Below are 16,498 nucleotides of genomic sequence, written 5' to 3' on the forward strand. Positions count from 1 at the left end.
GAGTTACTCGGTTTTTCCGCGCAACTCCGACCGGTTTGGCCTCCGCTTGCCCGAGTTACTCGATTTTTCCGCGCAACTCCATCCGTTCGGCCTCCGCTTGTCCGAGTTACTCGGTTTTTCCGCGCAACTCCGATGCGCCCAAGTCGTTGCAGTCTGGGTCATTTCCAGCAAGCTGGGGCTGCTTGCTGGCTCTTTCCGCAGCGGCCGTTCATGCTGCCGCGTGCCGAGCGAGCTGCCGTCTCCCAGGTATGCGGGAGACGGTTCACCCCCTAAAAAAGGGGGAAGGCTGGCTGTGGGACGAGGAGAGCGGAGGGGGCCGATGCCTTTCGGAGAAGCGGCAGCGGTCCTCTTGGAAGACGGATGGCCTCCGCCTAGGAGGTCAGAAAATCAGGGCATCCGGCTTCCAGTGGAATCGGAGAAAGGCTCGGCTCGCGCTGCGGCCTATTCCTCCCACCTATCTCGCTTCTCCAGACCGCCTGGGAAAGGCTCGCTTGCGCAGCGGCCTGTTCGTCCACCTATCTCGCTTCTCCAGACCGCCCGGAGAAAGGCTCGGCTCGCGCTGCGGCTTGTTCGTTTCCCAAACTTGCTTCCCCGGCTTCACCTGGGAAAGGATCGGATCGCGCTGTGGCCTGTTCGTCCCACCTCTCTCGCTTCTCCAGACCGCCCGGAGAAAGGCTCGGATCGCGCTGCGGCTTGTTCGTTTCCCAAACTTGCTTCCCCGGCTTCACCTGGAGAAAGGCTCGGCTCACACTGCGGCCTGTTCGTCCGCCGAAAACCAAAAAAGGCCGGGAATCGTCCCGGCCGGCCGTCATTATTTCCTGAGAAATAATTAATATTGGATGAGCGAGAAAACATCGGTTCCGCCCAGCTTCTCGCGTCCGTTCAAGTAGGAGAGCTCGATCAGGAACGAGGCTCCGACGACCTCGCCGCCGACCTGGCGGATCAGGTCCATCGTCGTCGCGATCGTGCCGCCGGTCGCCAGCAGGTCGTCGGCGATCAGCACGCGCTGTCCCGGCGCGATCGCATCCTTGTGGATGGCCAGCTTGTCCTTGCCGTATTCCAGGTCATAGGAAGCCTCGACGGTCTCGCCTGGCAGCTTGCCGCTCTTGCGGATCGGCACGAAGCCGACGCCGAGCGCCAGCGCCAGCGGAGCGCCGATGACGAAGCCGCGCGCCTCCGGTCCGGCGATCAGGTCGATCTGCTTGTCCTTGAGCGCGGCTTTCATGTCCTCGATGGCCGCGCGGTACGCTTTTCCGTCGCCGAGCAGAGTCGTGATGTCCTTGAAGCGGATGCCCGGTTGCGGGAAGTCCTCGATGACGCGGATATAGTCTTTATAATTCATGGTCGTTGATCTCCTTTTGTTCAATTCAAAATGGATTCGGCTTGAAGCTCCGGTCGGAGCTGCGACAGCCAGGCGCTGATCGCCTCCGGACTGTCCTGAAGAAGAGCGGCCAGCCGGCTTTCTTCCCGCGCCGCTCTCCAGGAGGCCGACTCCGTCAGCTCCCGCCGGCCGGGAGCTGGCTCCAGCGCAAGCGCGCCGCCCTCCTCCCGAAGGAAACCCAGCTCCGTGAATACGGCCAGCGCGAGCGCGGCCGCGGCGCTAGGACAGCCCGCCTGCTGCGCGAGCTGCCGTACCGCCTCGGCGCGACCGCCAGGCAGCGGCGCCAGGCGACGCAGGCGCGCGTAAAGCTGGCCCATCCGCTCCCGCTCGGTCCAATCGGCGCCGGCCGGCTGCTGCTTCGGATAAAGCAGATGGACAGCCGCGAGTCCTGGCGTGAGGCGCAGGCCAGCCTCCAGCTCGGCCCACGAGGACGGAGGCTCCAGCAGCGCCAGCTCGCGGCAGCCGAAGCCGCCTGCCGGCAGCTCGGCGGGGTCGCAGCAGCGGAAGCCGCCTGCCGCGCCGGAAGCGGCGGCGGCGGTCTCTTGCCGCAAAGGCCCTTGCAGTCTCGCAGGCGATGCGATGACCGCTCCTGTCGCGCCTTCTCGGAGCAGCCGCTCCCTTAGCCGAGCGACGAGCGCCAGCGGATCGCGCGTGCCCCGATGATCGTATACGCGCGGCTGCCGGACGGCAAGGTCGCGGATCATGAGCTGCGGACGCTTCCGGCCGTTCCACTCGTTGACGCTCAGCTCTCCGACGATGTCGGCGGCCGAGCTGCCTGCCAGCTGCTCGGACAGCCCGCCCAGGCCGAAGCCGATCGCGTCCAGCGCGGAGGCTCCCGGCTTGCCGAGAGACAGCTTGAGATGGGACTGGTCCTTGCCGATCGTTCGCAGCTCGGCCAGCCTCGCTCCTTGCAGCAGCACCTTCGGCAGCGGGTTGCCGCTGCCGAACGGCTCCAGCAGCGCCAGCTGCTCGATCGTCTTCAGCGACGCCTCTTCCGGCAGGCAGACAAGATCGATCTCGCTCACCGGCACATAATCTTCCGGCTGCAGCTGACGGGCCGCTTCCAGGCAAAGGCCGCGCTCGAGCTCGGCCAGATGCTCATGCTTCAGCGTCATGCCTGCAGCTGCCGCATGGCCGCCATAATGCTCCATGAGGTGCTTGGAGGCGCTCAGCGCCTCGTATAGGTCGAAGCCCGGAATCGATCGGGCCGACCCTTTGCAAAGCCCCGTCTCTAGATCATGGCCGAGCAGCACCGCCGGACGGAAATGCCGATCCAGCAGCTTCGAGGCGACGATGCCGATGACGCCCGGATTCCATCCCTCGCGCGCGAGCACGATGACGCCGGGATGAGGCTCGCCGGCTTCGTCGGCGCGGCGGCAGCGCTCCTGCCAGGCTTCCTCCGCCTCGAGCGTCATCTGCTCGACGATCGCCCGGCGGCGGACGTTCAGCTCGTCCAGCTCGCCGGCGAGTCCAGCCGCCTCGGCCAAATCCTCCGACACGAGCAGCCGCACCGCCGCATCGGCATGCTCCAGCCGGCCCGCCGCGTTGATGCGCGGTCCCATCTGGAAGCCGATATCGGACGCCGTCACCGATTCGAGCGCGGTTCCGCAAGCCTCGGCCAACGCTTTGAAGCCCGGCTTCGGCGAGCGGCGCATCGTCTCGAGTCCGCAGCGTACGAGGAAACGGTTCTCGTCCTCGAGCGGCATCAGGTCCGCGACCGTGCCGAGCGCCGCGATGTCGCTCCACTCCAGCGGCGGCCGCCCGAGCAGCGCCTGAGCGAGCTTGAAGGCGACGCCGGCGCCGGCAAGTCCCTTGAACGGATACGGACAGCCCGGCTGCTTCGGATTGACGATCGCATCCGCCTCCGGAAGCGACTCGGGCGGCTCGTGATGATCCGTCACGACGACCGACAGGCCGAGCTCTCTCGCTCGCGCGATCGGCTCCACCGCGCTGATGCCGTTGTCGACCGTGATGATGAGGGAGAAGCCCTGCTCGGCGGCCCGCTCGACGGCCGGCACGTTCAGACCGTAGCCTTCCTTCATCCGGTGCGGAATATAATAATCATGGCGCATGCCCAGCTCGCGAAGCAGATAGAGCATGAGCGACGTCGAGGATACGCCGTCCGCGTCGTAGTCTCCGTAGACGAGCACCCGCTCGCCGCCGTCGGCTGCCTGGCGGATCCGCCGCACGGCCGCCTCCATGCCGAGGAGCTCATAAGGATCATGCAGCTCTTCCACGCCGCCGCGCAAAAAACGCTCCGCCTGCTCGGGCGATTCCTGGCCCCGCAGGACGAGCAGGCGCGCCGCCAGCGGCGACAGCCGCAGCTGCGCCGCCAGCTTGGCGGCTTTTTCTTCGCCGGACGCATCCAGTTCGCGGATGCGCCAGCGGGTTTTGGACGGGATCAATCCGTCACCAGCCTTTCCAGCAAACAAACGCTGCCGCTTAGCGGCAGCGTCGACTCACCTGTTTATTGCAATAAGGTCGGCATATGCTCCTGATTCGGATCATGGTTCGATTTGTACGGATAGCCGGGGTTGTAGGGCTCCACGCAGATGCGCATCTCCACGATCTGCAGGAAGCGCTTCTGCACGAGCGTCCTCACTCTGCCGGCGATCTCGGAGCCCTCCATCACGGAGATGCGCGGGTTGACGCTGATGACGATGTCCGCCGCCAGCTTGCCCCCGTTGTGGACAGGCTGCACGGCCTCGACCGTGACGACGCCGTCGACGCGCTGGATCAGCTCCATCAGGTCGCTCGCCAGGCCGTCATCCGCCTGCCGCGTCTCGATGCGCGGCCTCCCGGCCTGCATGATGAGGCCGTAGCCCTTGCTGACGAGAACGGCTGCGATCAGCGCCGAAGCGATCGGATCCATGTACAGCAGCCATTCGATGCCGCTTTCTCCGCCTGCCCATGCCGCTCCCGACCCGGCCGTAGCCGCGATCGAGGACAGCCATTCGGTCGCCGGAGCCGCTCCGCGCACCAGAAGCAGGCGGATCACAAGGCAGGCCGGTACGACAAAAGCCGCGGGCCACCTCGGATAGAGGTCGGGCGGATCAAGCAGATCCTGCACGGCCAGCATCGCCAGCTCCAGGCCGATCAGCATGAGCAGGATCGAGAACAGATAGGCCGGCGCATGCTCGGCTCCGCCCAGCCATCGGCGGGAAAGAGCCGAACGTCCGCGCCGGGCCCCTTCTCCGCTCGACAAGTAGCTGCCGCAGGCGTCAGCCGCCGAGCGGAACGCATCGGAGAGCACGGCCGAGCTGCCGAGCAGCGCTCCCGACGTTCCTTTGGCAAGCGCCAGGCCGATATGGACAGCGGTTCCCCTTTTGCCGGAATCGGCGGCGGGCTGTAGCTTGATGGCCATCGGACGCGCCTCCTGACTACGAAGCGGCCGGGTTGCCCGCAGGCGCCTGCTTCTGCTTGGACTTGGACTTCATGAGCAGCCACAGCGGGCTCGCGATGAAGATGGAGGAATAAGCGCCGCAGAACAGGCCGATCAAGATCGCCAGCGAGAACAGGCGGATCGATTCGCTGCCCAGCACGAACAGGGCGGCGGCGGCGAACAGGACGGTTACCGCCGTGTTGATCGAGCGTGTCATCGTCTGCCAGATGCTGTCGTTGACGAGCTTGCGCAGATCGTCCGGCGACTTGATCTTGGCGAAGCGCAGATTCTCGCGGATCCGGTCGAAGATGACGATCGTATCGTTGATGGAATAGCCGATGATCGTCAGGATCGCCACGATGAACGGCAGGTTGACCTCAAGCCGGAACACCGAGAAGATGCTGATGACGAGGAACGCGTCATGCACGAGCGAGACGATGGCCGCGAGGCCGAAGCGCCACTCGAAGCGGATCGCCATGTAGAGGACGATGCCGATACTGGCGACGATCATCGCCTTGAGCGCGTTCCACTGCATCTCGCGGGCGATCTCCACGTCGACCGTGTTGACCTCGACCGAGGCGGCCGGGTCGAACTTGGCCTTGAGGTCGGTCTTGAGCTTGTTCTCCTGATCCTGGCTCAGCACTTCGTCGAAGCGGATCGTCATGCGGTCCTGGCCGAAGGTCGGCGCATTGTGCTTGCCGTATCCGCCCTCGGTGAGGAACGTCTCGATCTCGGCGCGCTGGCTCTCGAGGCTCTTGGACGACTGCACGTCCACGCTCGATCCCGAGCTGAAGTCGACGCCGTAATTCAAGCCGAGCGAGGCGAGCGAGATGATGCCGCCAAGCGTCACGACGATCGCGAAGAGATAGAAATATTTGCTGTATTTGACGAAGTCGATTTTCGACTCCTTGAAGTTGCGCAGGTCCTTGTCCTTAGAGGGCACGGATTTCACTCTCCTTTACCCCGTAGTAGCCCGGCTTGGCGAATCGTCCGCTCTTGATCATGAGCCAGAGCAGGTAGCGGGATACGACGACGTTGGAAATGAGGCTGATCAGCACACTGAGCAGCAGCGTGATCGCGAAGCCCTTGACGGAGCCGACGCCGATGAAGAACAGCACGAGCGAAGCGATGATCGTCGTCACATGGGAGTCGATGATCGTGCGCAGCGACGTCTTGGAGCCGGCGCGGAAGGCGCTGTTCAGGCTCTTGCCGGATCGCAGCTCTTCCTTGATCCGCTCGGCGGTGATGATGTTGGCGTCGACGGCGATGCCGACCCCGAGGATGAACGCCGCGATGCCCGGCAGCGTCAGCGTCGCGTCCAGCGCGATATGCGCCGCCAGCAGCAGCCACGTGTAGATGATCAGCGATACGCTGGCCGCGATGCCCGGAACGCGGTAGAAGATCAGCATGAAGAGTACGATGAACACCGTGCCGATGACGCCGGCGAAAATCGTGTCGTCCAGCGACTTCTGGCCCAGCGTCGCGCCGACGGACTGGGTGTATTTGACCTCGAGCTTCAGCGGAAGCGCGCCGAGGTTGATCGTGTCGCGCAGAGCCATCGCCTCGTCGCGCGTGAAGCTGCCCGTAATGGAGGCTTCGCTTTGGTTGATCTCGCTCCGTACGCTCGGCGCGGAGATCTCCTCTTCGTCAAGGTAGATGGCAAGCACGTTTTTGCCATTGGTAAGCTTGGCCACCTCGCGGGTGACCTCGGCGAACTTGGAGGCGTCCTTGAGCTTGATGGAGATGCCGTATTCGTTGAGCGCGCTCTGCTGCAGGGCGGCCCCGTTCTCCTTGAAGTCCTGGCCGGTCAGCTCGATCTTGCAGTAGCCTTCTCCGTCCTTGCAGCCGCGCGCGCTGCGGAACGTCAGGTTCGCCGGCTTGACGAGCGTCTCGCGAAGCTCGGCTTCCTTGCTCTCTTCCATGCCGGCGATGCGGATGCGGATCCGGTCCGCGCCTTCCGTCGTGACCTCCGGCTCCGAGACGCCGGTCTGGTTCACCCGTTTTTCAAGGCTTTTGGCCGTCTCGTTCAACGATTCCTTCGTTACAGTGCCGCCTTCGTACAAGGGCGTGGCTTGGTACAGGATCTCGAATCCGCCCTTGAGGTCGAGGCCGAGTCTAGTCTTGTCAAGCAGGGCGGGGCTTGTTGCACCAATGACGCCTAAGCTTACGACGACAATGAGCAGGAATGCCAGCATCCGTTTCATATGCCTGATGTTCCTCCTTAAGTTCTCAATCGTATCTATTATACCGAGCGCTAAAATGGGAGTCAAAAAAGAAAACCCCTGCTCTCAGGGGTTCTGCCAGGCGCTCATCGTCAGATGATGCATCAGCTGCTGGGGCTTGAGCGACAGGATGTCGTTCACGAGCCGATACAGCGGCGGCGCTCCGCTCTTGGCATATTTTGCGTGCACGCACTCCCATATGTCCGGTCCGGTCACCGATTCGTATCCGATCCAGCGGAACTCCTCCGCCTTGCTCTCGCACAGGACGAACAGCTCTGCCGCGATCTCGTCCTCCGACATCCCGCCCGCCTGCTCCCTGAAGGGATGAATTTCCGTCATTCGGCCTGCCGCCTCCCTCGCTGCTCCTATCGTCCAGCCGTCATCGTTTCCAGTTGTACCCCTTCGACACCGAGGCGCCTTTTCCTGCCGGTATGCCTGTTTTCTTTTGAAAATGGCAGACATGCCCCCGCCCCCTGTCCGCATAGACTCCTCTACGGACGCGCTCTGCGCCTCGCCGCCATCTTCAAGGCGCCGGCAGAGCCAAATTACGGTCTAGCGGAAAAGAGAGGTTGCCATGACGAAACAAACGTTCATCAAGGGAGCGATGATCCTGCTCGCCGCAGGCGTCGTCAACCGCATCCTCGGCTTCGTGCCCCGGATCGCGCTGCCCCGGGTCATCGGCGCCGAAGGCGTCGGCTTGTACCAGCTCTGCTATCCTTTTCTCGGCGTCCTTCTGACGCTCATCACCGGCGGCATCCCGGTCGCGGTCGCCAAATGGGTCGCCGAAGCCGAGTCCCAGGGAGGCGGGGCAAGGGTGCGGCAGATCTTCCGCACCGCGATGGGGCTGACCGTCGCCCTCGGCTTGATCATGACGAGCGTCATGCTGCTGTCGGCCAAATGGATCACGACGCGGGTGCTGACCGATCCGCGGGTGTACGAGGCGTTTCTCGTAATGGCGCCGATGCTGCTGCTGATCGGCGTCTCCTCCGTCTATCGGGGCTATTTCCAAGGCAAGCAGAACATGATTCCGACCGCTCAGTCGCAGGTCGTGGAGACGGTGCTGCGGATCGCCGCCCAGCTGACGCTCGCCGCGCTGCTGCTGCCGATGGGCTTGCAATGGGCGGCGGCCGGAGCGATGATGGGCACCGTGCTCGGCGAGGTAGCCTCGCTGCTCGTCATGCTGCATCATGCGCGCAAGGACCGTCTGGAGCATCCCCGCGAGCGGGACGGGCTGGACATGCCGGCGGAAGGGGCCGCGCTGCCGCTGGAGCCGCTGCCGGCCGGACGGGCTCCCGTGCTGCGCAAGCTGCTCCGGCTGTCCGTGCCGATCACCGGAAGCCGGCTCGTCGGATCGCTGTCGTATTTGCTCGAATCCATCCTGACCGCCCGCAGCCTTGCCGCAGCCGGCATCGCTACCGGAGCGGCGACCGCCCAGTACGGCGCGCTCCAGGGCATGATCATCCCGCTGCTGCTGCTGCCGACCGCCCTCACCTACTCGCTGTCCGTCTCGCTCGTCCCGTCGCTGTCGGCGGCGGCGGCGCGCGGCGACCGAGCCGCCATCCACAAGCGGCTGCATCAGTCGCTGCGGCTCGCGCTCGTCAGCGGCGCTCCGTTCGTCGTCATCATGGGGCTGCTCGCCGAGCCGCTCTGCCGCATTCTGTACGACCACGCCGAGATCGCACCGCTGCTGACGCTGCTCGCCCCCGTCGGCATCTTCATCTATTTGCAAGGGCCGCTTCAAGCCGCGCTGCAGGCGCTCGACAAGCCGGGCACGGCGCTGCTCAACACGACGATCGGAGCCGCCGTGAAGCTGTATCTGATCGTCGAGCTGGCCTCGCGTCCCGAGCTGGGCATCTACGGCGCCGTCATCGCCATCTCGGTCAACATCGTGCTCGTCACGCTGCTGCACGGCATCAGCGTGCTGCGGATTTCCGGCTTTCGCATGAAGCTGCCGGATTTCGTCAAGGTCGGCGCTGCCATGATCATCATGGGGGCGGCCTGCCGCTGGATCATGTCCCATCATCCGCTGTCGCTCGAATGGCTCGGCCTCGCCGCCGCCTGCACGATCAGCGCGCTCCTCTACCTCGCGCTCATGGCCGTCATGGGCATTATCGACCGGCATGACCTCCGGCGCATCCCCGGCATCGGACGCTGGTTCTGAACGAGGCGGTCCCTACGACAAAAAAAGCAGCCGCGGAAAACGGCTGCTCATTGTTTTTTCCTCACATCGACAAACAGCTCTCCCTTGTGGTCGACCGAGCAGAAAAACACCTGCTTGTAATCCGACACATTGAACTTGCGAAGCTGCTGCTTGAGCCAGAAGCGGTTTTTCTCGAGCCTTTCCAAGCTCTGGTCGAGCACCTTGCCGTCCATGATGAGCGGGATCGGAAGCGTCTCGAAGCGGTAGCTGGCCGGCAGCTTCATCTGCACCGGCTTGTGCTGCACGCCGTCTGCCTTGGGGCTCGCGCCGGAGCCGCCCGCGCTGTCCTGGCCGCCTTGCTCGTCCGCTTTTCCGCCGCCCGCCCCGCTCTCCTCCTGCTCCTTGGGTATGACCGACAGCTTGCCGCTCGTCTCCAAAATCGCAAACTCGACATCCGCTACGCGAGCGATCTGATTTTCCCGCAGCTGCTGCAGCAGATCGTCCAGATTGTAGCGCTGCTTCTTCATTTCTTCCGGATCGAGCTTGCCGTCGGCGATAATGACGCTCGGCTTGCCGTCGAACAGCAGCCGGATGCGCCGGTTCTTCATGCCGATATAGGCGATGCCGACCTGCACGGCCATCAGGATGACCATCGGCACGATGCCGTCCAGCAGCGGCCTTTCCGTATCCTCGATGACGAGCACCGCGATCTCCGCGATCATGAACGAGATGACGAGGTCGAAGACGCTCATCTTGCCGATCTCGCGCTTGCCCATCAGCCGCATGATCAGGAACACGACGAAATAAATCAGAACCGTGCGAAGCAGCAAGGATCCAAGGTCCATGACCGGATCGCCTCCCCTCTCTGGCGCTTGCTCATGGGCTATTGTCGCCTTCCCGCCGATCCGCCATGCGGCCCTTGCCGCATCGAAATGTTGGCAATTGCCTCGGTCCGCGCCACTGCGGCCATGCCGCGACTTGTACTATTTCTGCCGGCTTGGCCATATGGTGGAATAAACCGAACTCTCGGAAGGTGGGGATCCGAATGAATCCGATCAAGACCGTACCTAAAGTAAGGCTCGGCTCGCCGATGCTGGCCGGACTCGTCTTCGCCGCGTTATGGCTCGCCCTCGGCGCGCTGCTCCTGTCGCTGCTCCTCTATGCCGGCAGCCTGAACGAATCGTCGCTGCCGGCATGGTCGCTCGGCATCCATGGCGCGGCCGCGCTGTGCGGCGGCTTCACCTCCGGCAAGCGAAGCGGCTCGAAGGGCTGGTACCATGGCGGGCTGCTGGGCCTCGGCTACGGGCTGCTCGTGCTGATCATCAGCTTTCTGGCGGCGGATGCCGGCATCGGGGCGCGCACGGGCATCCTGTTCCTGATCGTCGCGCTGGCCGGCGCCTTCGGCGGCATGGTCGGCGTCAATTTGCGCAAATAATCTGGAATCAACTGAGAGCCGTGTAAATAACAAGCCGATATGCTATACTTGCTTACGTTCGTCTGCCGGGACCCGCTCGGCCGGCGGCGCATCAGGTTGACCTTTAGGGGGAAGCATATTGGCGATCTTTCATTCCATGAATCAAGTCACGATATATACGATCCTGACCTCGGCCCTGCTCATCGGCTTCGGCACCGGCCGCAATCCGCTGCGGGCGGCCTGGGTGTTCGTCCGCAATTTGGCGACCCGTCCTCGCTACCTGCTGCTGTTCGCCTCTTTGCTGGGCATCTTGTTCTTGAACAAGTTCGAGCTCACGCTCGAAAAGGCGATGAAGCCGCAGCCGGATTTCACGCCGTACATCTTCAGCTTCGAAGGCCGCTTCGTCGAGAACTTCCAGCAGCTGTTCCATGCCGAATGGCTGACGCCGTTTCTTGCCTTCTTTTATATCGTCGTGTTCCAGAGCGTGCTCGTCGCCTCGCTCGGCATCTACATGTTCCGCGACCGTTCAGGCCGGCAGTTCAAGGCGACCTGTTATGCCGTGATGATCAATTATCTCGTCGCCATTCCGTTCTATCTGTTTCTCCCGGTGAAGGAGGTATGGGCGTACGATCCGAACGTCCACTTCTACATGCTGGAGGCATTCCCGGCGTTCGAGTCGATGTATCGCGGCCTGTCGGGCCTCGACAACTGCTTCCCGAGCCTGCATACGTCGATCTCCGTCACGATGGCGCTGCTCGCCGCCCGTTCAGGCAATCGCCGCTGGGCCTGGTTCGCCGGCATCAACGCCGCCATCATTATTTTCACCATCTTCTACATGGGCATCCACTGGCTGACCGACATGCTCGGCGGCCTCGGCCTGGCGGTCTTCTCCGTCGCGCTCGCCTATCGGCTCGCCGACTTGAGCTCGATCCGCAAGCCGCTGCCGACGGTGCAGGGCTGAAGCTTTGCTCGTTCATGGGCAGCAAGCAGGACCGCGATCCTTCCGCCGCGTGCGGGATGATCGCGGTCCTTTTTTGCGCAGACTCATGCTTTCGCTTGCCTGACCCTCAGAGAAGCTCAGTGGACGGCATTCTCGATCGTGGCGAAATAAGCCCCCCAATGCGGCCGCCGGCCGTCGCGGTCCGTGAAGCCGTACCGATCCGACAGCTCCCATGAGCTGAGCGCGCGGCCGGACAGCTCCTGCCGTCGCGGATCGGCAGCCAGGCATGCGAGCGCCCGCCCGACGAACAGCGGCGTCTCCGATTCGAGGAAATGCGGGTCCTGGCTCGCCGCATCGCGCCAATTTTCCTCCGAGACGCCGAAGTGGTCCAGCATCTCCTCCGAGCGCAGGAAGCCCGGCGTCAGCGACACGGCTGCGGCTCCTGCCGCCTTCCACTCCTCGGCAAGTCCTGCCGCCATATGGATGCCCCAAGCCTTGATCAGGCTGTACGCGAGCTCGCCGCGATAGCGGTAGTCGATGCCGTCCGTGATCTCGGCGATCAGGGCTCCGTCCGACAGCGCCAGCAGCGGCGCGGCAAGGTAAGCGGTAATGTAGTGGGTCTCCATGACGGTGCGCTGCATCGCCAGCGCATCGTCAAGCGGGCTTTCCCAGTAGCGCTTGCCCCAGTGGGAACGCTTCTCCCCGCCCCAGATGTCGTTGACGAGAATGTCGAGCCGTCCCTGCTCGCGGCCGATCCGCTCCATGAGCGCCTCCACTTGAGCCGGCACCATATGGTCCGTGCGGACCGCGACCGCCTTGCCCCCGGCCCGCTCGACCCGCTCCGCCGTCTCTTCGATCGTCTCCGGCCTCCCCAGCTCCGAACGCGCCTCGCGCGTCGTCCGGCCGCTGACGTACACGGTCGCGCCGCGCTCGCCGAGCGCCTCCGCGATGCCTCTACCGGCTCCCCTCGTGCCGCCGGCAACGAGCGCGATCCTGCCCTTCAAGTCTTGCTCCGGCTTCCATATCATGCCCAACCACTCTCCTTCTTTTTTCGCGTTCCCTTCCATCCTAACTTGCGAATAAGCCATCCTCTGTCCTATTCACGAGGATATAATGTAGAAAAGGAGGCTTGGAACCATGACGAGACAGCTGGAGCTGCTGCTCTTGCTTCAGGCAGAAGGCAAAAAAAGCGTGCGCGAGCTCGCCCGGCAGCTTGAAGTATCGCCTCGCACCGTGCAGCGCGACCTCGATGCGCTCTCCGCCGCAGGCGTGCCCGTCGTCGCCGAGCGGGGCGGCGGCGGCGGTTGGAGGCTGATGGAAGGCTATCGCACCCGGCTGACCGGCATGACGGACGCGGAATGGAGAGCGCTGCTGCTCGCCTCCGGCAGCCCGGCCGCTGACGAGCTCGGCTGGTCGGCGGAGCTGGAGAGCGCGCTGCTGAAGCTCAGGGCGGTGCAGCCGAGCGCCTCGCTGCCGCATGCATCCGCGCTGCAGTCGAGGCTGCTGCTCGACGGCGAAGGCTGGACGGCGGCCGAGAAGGAGCAGCCGCATCTCAGCCTGCTCATGGAAGCGGTGCTTCAGGATCGGCGCATCCGCTTCCGCTACGCCTCGCCGGCCGCATCGCCGGCGCCAGCGGCGCCGTCCTCCAGCCCGCTTCCCCGCGAGCGGCTCGCCTGTCCGCTCGGCCTTGTGCGCAAAGGAAGCTCCTGGTATCTCGTCGCCGACGAGCTGGAGAGCGGGCGGCCCGATTCCGCCCCGCAGGAGCCGGTCCGCAAAACGTTCCGCGTCTCGCGGGTGCTTGAAGCAAGGCTCGAGGCGGAAGCTTTCCAGCGTCCGAAGACGTTCGACCTGCCCTCCTGGTGGGCCGCGTCGGTAGCCGACTTCCAGTCGGCGCTGCCGAAGCCGATGACGGCCGGGCTGCTCGTCACTGCGGACGCGCTGGCACGCCTGAAGCGGATGCGCTACGTCAGCGTCGACGAAGGCTCCGTCCGTCTGCGCGAGGGCGCGTCGATCACGGCATCCGGCAGCTGTGCCGGACAGCCGCCGGTGCCTGCCGTCGGCAGCGCCGCAGCAGAGCTGCCGACCGTCTCCGCCGACGGCTCCGCAGGCGAGCCGGACGAGGCGGCTGCGGCGGCTGCGCAAGTCTGGCTGCAGGCCGAAGTCCGCTTCGACACGATGGACTACGCCGCCAGCGTCATCCTGTCGCTTGCTCCCGGGGCGGCCGCGCTGAGCCCCCCGGAGCTGCGCCGCCTCGTTCGAGAGCGCGCGCTGCGGGCCGTCCGCGGCCATGAGGAGCCGCAATAGCGAAAAAGGACCAAGCTGAAAATCAGCTTGGTCCTTTTTAAGCCGCCGGCCTCGACGGCCGAAGCCGCCCCATGGCCGGCGATGCAGGCCGATGCGCGCGTTAGAGCGTGCCTTCCGGCTCTACCTTGTCGCTCTTCTCTTCCTTCGCGGCCGCTTTGCTCTCTGCCGGAGCCGGGGCGCTGTTCAGCACCGTGTTGATGGCGCTGCGCTCGAAGGTGATGCGGGTCGTGTCGTTGACGCGAAGCACGACGGTATCGTCAGTCAGCTCGACAATCGTGCCGTGCATGCCGCCGATCGTCGAGATCTTGTCGCCTTTTTTAAGCGCGCCGAGCAGCGCGTTGCGGGCTTTCTGCTTCTTTTGCTGCGGACGGATCAGCAGGAAGTAGAACACCACGAACATGAGGATGAAGGGAAACAGCATCGTCCAGATGTTGCCGCCTCCGGCTTGAGATGCAAGATACATGGAAAGGACCCCTTTCAGTTGCGTGTCGATTCATCCGGCCTCTCGGCCGGATTCTAGAAGCCTTTTTCGTTGTCGTGCAGGCCGTACATCGTGAAGAACTCATTGCGGAAGTCGAGCAGCCGATCGTCCTGGATCGCCTGCCGCACGCCCCGCATCATCTCCAGCAGGAAATGCAGGTTGTGGTACGTCGTCAAGCGGATGCCGAACGTCTCGTCCGCCTTGATGAGATGGCGGAGATAAGCGCGCGAGTAGTTGCGGCACGTATAGCAGGAGCACTCGGGATCCAAAGGTCCGAAATCCTCCGTATACTTGGCGTTGCGGATATTGACGCGGCCCTGGCTCGTCATCGTCGTGCCGTTGCGCGCGATGCGCGTCGGCAGGACGCAGTCGAACATGTCGATGCCGCGGATGGCGCCGTCGAGCAGCGCGTCCGGCGAGCCGACGCCCATCAGATAGCGGGGCTTGTTCGACGGGAGCAGCGGCACGGTCTCCTCCAGCACCTCGTACATGAGATGCTTCGGCTCGCCGACGCTCAGACCACCAATAGCATACCCCGGAAAATCAAGGGAAGTCAAATCAGCCGCGCTCTGGCGGCGCAGGTCGGCATGCATGCCTCCTTGCACGATCGCGAACAGTCCCTGGTCGCCCGGACGGGCGTGCGCCTTGAGGCAGCGCTCGGCCCAGCGCGTCGTGCGCTCGAGCGATTGCTTGATGTAGTCGTACTCCGCCGGATAAGGCGGGCACTCGTCGAACGCCATCATGATGTCCGAGCCGAGCGCGTTCTGGATTTCCATCGCCTTTTCCGGGGAAAGGAACAGCTTGTCTCCGTTCAGATGGGAGCGGAAGTCCACGCCCTCCTCGCGGATCTTGCGCATGTTGCTCAACGAGAACACCTGGAAGCCGCCGCTGTCGGTGAGGATCGGACGGTCCCAGTTCATGAAGCGGTGCAGGCCGCCCGCCTTGGCGATGAGCTCATGGCCCGGACGCAGCCACAGATGGTACGTATTGCTGAGGATGATATGGGCGTCCATCTGCTTGAGCTCCTCGGGGCTCATCGTCTTGACGGTCGCCTGGGTGCCGACGGGCATGAATGCCGGCGTCTCGATGACGCCGTGCGGCGTGTGGACGCGGCCGAGCCGCGCTCCGGTCTGCTTGCAGGTTTTGATCAGTTCGTAAGTTACAGCCACGGTTCACTCTTCCATTCCTAGTAGATAAACATCGCATCGCCGAAGCTGAAGAACCGGTATTGCTCCCGGACGGCAGCCTCGTAGGCGGCGAGCACGTTCTCGCGGCCGGCCAGCGCGCTGACCAGCATGACAAGGGTCGACTTGGGCAGATGAAAATTCGTCAGCAGGGCGTCCACGGCCTTGAACTCATAGCCGGGGTAGATGAAGATGTCGGTCCAGCCGCTGCAAGCCTGCAATCCGTCCGGAAAGCGGGCCGCGACCGTCTCCAGCGTGCGCGCGGACGTCGTGCCGACGGCGACGATGCGGCCGCCGCGCTCGCGCGTGCGGCGCAGCCGGGCGGCCGTCTCCTCGCTCAGCTCATAATACTCCGAGTGCATCACATGCTCCTCGATCGTATCCGCCGAGATCGGACGGAACGTGCCGAGGCCGACATGAAGCGTCAGCGGCGCGACCTCGACGCCCGCCTGCTGCAGCTCCTCCAGGAAGGACTGGCTGAAATGAAGTCCCGCCGTCGGCGCGGCAGCCGATCCCGCCTGGCGGGAATAGACCGTCTGGTAGCGTTCCCGGTCGTCGAGACGCTCCTTGATGTACGGCGGAAGCGGCATCTCGCCGAGCCGGTCGAGCAGCTCGGGGAAGATGCCTTCGTAAAGGAAGCGGACCGTGCGGCCGCCCATCTCCCCTTCCGCCTCGACGACGGCGCGCAGCAGCGGCTGTCCGTTCTCTCCTTCGCCGAAGGCGACGACGGCTCCGGTCCGCAGCTTCTTGCCGGGCTTGGCCAGCGTCTCCCAAGTATCGCCGTGCAGCTGCTTCAGCAGCAGCAGCTCCGCTTTGGCTCCCGTGTCTTCCTTGACGCCGAGCAGACGGGCCGGAATGACTCGCGTGTCGTTGACGACGAGCGTATCGCCTGGACGAAGATAGTCCTTGAGGTCGCGGAACGCATGATGGCCGAGCTCTCCCGTCTTCTTGTCCAGCGTCAGCAGGCGCGAGGCGGTCCGCTCCGCGAGCGGCGTCTGCGCGATCAGATGCTCCGGGAGATGAAAATCGTAGTCTTCTACATTCATAAGG

The 16,498-nt window shown here is 64.2% G+C and carries 15 protein-coding genes; 4 read left to right on the forward strand and 11 right to left on the reverse strand.

The window, feature by feature from the left end; translation table 11 throughout:
• Positions 1–829: 829 nt before the first annotated feature.
• The 6 genes from NYE40_RS16705 to NYE40_RS16730 form a co-directional block, all read right to left on the reverse strand.
• Positions 830–1,342: an adenine phosphoribosyltransferase gene (locus tag NYE40_RS16705; protein ID WP_101807920.1), complete on the reverse strand. Its 513-nt coding sequence runs from the start codon at positions 1,340–1,342 to the stop codon at positions 830–832.
• Between the two features lie 20 nt (positions 1,343–1,362).
• The gene (recJ, locus tag NYE40_RS16710) at positions 1,363–3,786 is read right to left on the reverse strand and encodes a single-stranded-DNA-specific exonuclease RecJ (protein WP_101807921.1); all 2,424 of its coding nucleotides are present in this window, start codon (positions 3,784–3,786) and stop codon (positions 1,363–1,365) included.
• A 62-nt stretch (positions 3,787–3,848) separates the two neighbouring features.
• Positions 3,849–4,745, reverse strand: a complete 897-nt coding sequence (locus NYE40_RS16715) for a cation transporter (protein ID WP_101807922.1) — start codon at positions 4,743–4,745, stop codon at positions 3,849–3,851.
• 16 nt (positions 4,746–4,761) lie between these two features.
• Entirely contained in the window at positions 4,762–5,706 is a 945-nt protein-coding gene (gene secF / locus NYE40_RS16720; protein WP_052332951.1) for a protein translocase subunit SecF, read from the reverse strand.
• Positions 5,696–6,967: a protein translocase subunit SecD gene (gene secD, locus NYE40_RS16725; protein ID WP_052332950.1), complete on the reverse strand. Its 1,272-nt coding sequence runs from the start codon at positions 6,965–6,967 to the stop codon at positions 5,696–5,698. Before secD ends, secF begins: the two co-directional genes overlap by 11 nt.
• A gap of 84 nt (positions 6,968–7,051) precedes the next feature.
• Entirely contained in the window at positions 7,052–7,324 is a 273-nt protein-coding gene (locus NYE40_RS16730) for a post-transcriptional regulator (protein WP_084136561.1), read from the reverse strand.
• A gap of 235 nt (positions 7,325–7,559) precedes the next feature.
• Here NYE40_RS16730 and spoVB point away from each other — a divergent pair, with 235 nt between their 5' ends.
• Complete coding sequence (gene spoVB, locus NYE40_RS16735) at positions 7,560–9,146, forward strand: stage V sporulation protein B (RefSeq protein ID WP_101807923.1); 1,587 nt, start codon at positions 7,560–7,562, stop codon at positions 9,144–9,146.
• A 47-nt stretch (positions 9,147–9,193) separates the two neighbouring features.
• Here the strand turns inward: spoVB and NYE40_RS16740 are convergent, their stop codons facing one another.
• Positions 9,194–9,970, reverse strand: a complete 777-nt coding sequence (locus NYE40_RS16740) for a DUF421 domain-containing protein (RefSeq protein ID WP_101807924.1) — start codon at positions 9,968–9,970, stop codon at positions 9,194–9,196.
• Between the two features lie 200 nt (positions 9,971–10,170).
• On the opposite strand from NYE40_RS16740, the gene NYE40_RS16745 reads away from it, so the two are divergent.
• Both NYE40_RS16745 and NYE40_RS16750 read left to right on the forward strand, forming a co-directional pair.
• Complete coding sequence (locus NYE40_RS16745) at positions 10,171–10,560, forward strand: TIGR04086 family membrane protein (protein WP_028597526.1); 390 nt, start codon at positions 10,171–10,173, stop codon at positions 10,558–10,560.
• 136 nt (positions 10,561–10,696) lie between these two features.
• On the forward strand, positions 10,697–11,500 hold the full coding sequence (locus NYE40_RS16750) for a phosphatase PAP2 family protein (protein ID WP_101808235.1): 804 nt from the start codon (positions 10,697–10,699) through the stop codon (positions 11,498–11,500).
• Between the two features lie 116 nt (positions 11,501–11,616).
• Here NYE40_RS16750 and NYE40_RS16755 read toward each other — a convergent pair whose 3' ends face one another.
• Positions 11,617–12,507: an SDR family oxidoreductase gene (locus NYE40_RS16755; RefSeq protein WP_101807925.1), complete on the reverse strand. Its 891-nt coding sequence runs from the start codon at positions 12,505–12,507 to the stop codon at positions 11,617–11,619.
• 109 nt (positions 12,508–12,616) lie between these two features.
• Between NYE40_RS16755 and NYE40_RS16760 the strand changes: the two genes are divergently transcribed.
• On the forward strand, positions 12,617–13,783 hold the full coding sequence (locus tag NYE40_RS16760) for a WYL domain-containing protein (RefSeq protein ID WP_101807926.1): 1,167 nt from the start codon (positions 12,617–12,619) through the stop codon (positions 13,781–13,783).
• 100 nt (positions 13,784–13,883) lie between these two features.
• Here NYE40_RS16760 and yajC read toward each other — a convergent pair whose 3' ends face one another.
• From yajC to queA, 3 genes are read right to left on the reverse strand one after another with little or no spacing between them, the layout of a single operon-like run.
• A complete protein-coding gene (gene yajC / locus NYE40_RS16765) occupies positions 13,884–14,246 on the reverse strand; it encodes a preprotein translocase subunit YajC (RefSeq protein ID WP_043110898.1) in 363 nt (120 codons plus the stop codon).
• Between the two features lie 53 nt (positions 14,247–14,299).
• Positions 14,300–15,433, reverse strand: coding sequence for a tRNA guanosine(34) transglycosylase Tgt (gene tgt / locus NYE40_RS16770; RefSeq protein ID WP_028597523.1), 1,134 nt, complete (start codon positions 15,431–15,433; stop codon positions 14,300–14,302).
• Between the two features lie 17 nt (positions 15,434–15,450).
• On the reverse strand, positions 15,451–16,494 hold the full coding sequence (gene queA, locus NYE40_RS16775; RefSeq protein WP_028597522.1) for a tRNA preQ1(34) S-adenosylmethionine ribosyltransferase-isomerase QueA: 1,044 nt from the start codon (positions 16,492–16,494) through the stop codon (positions 15,451–15,453).
• Positions 16,495–16,498 lie beyond the last annotated feature (4 nt).

Origin of the sequence: Paenibacillus sp. FSL W8-1187 (assembly GCF_037965485.1) — a bacterium.
GTDB classification, from domain to species: Bacteria; Bacillota; Bacilli; order Paenibacillales; family Paenibacillaceae; genus Paenibacillus_O; species Paenibacillus_O pasadenensis.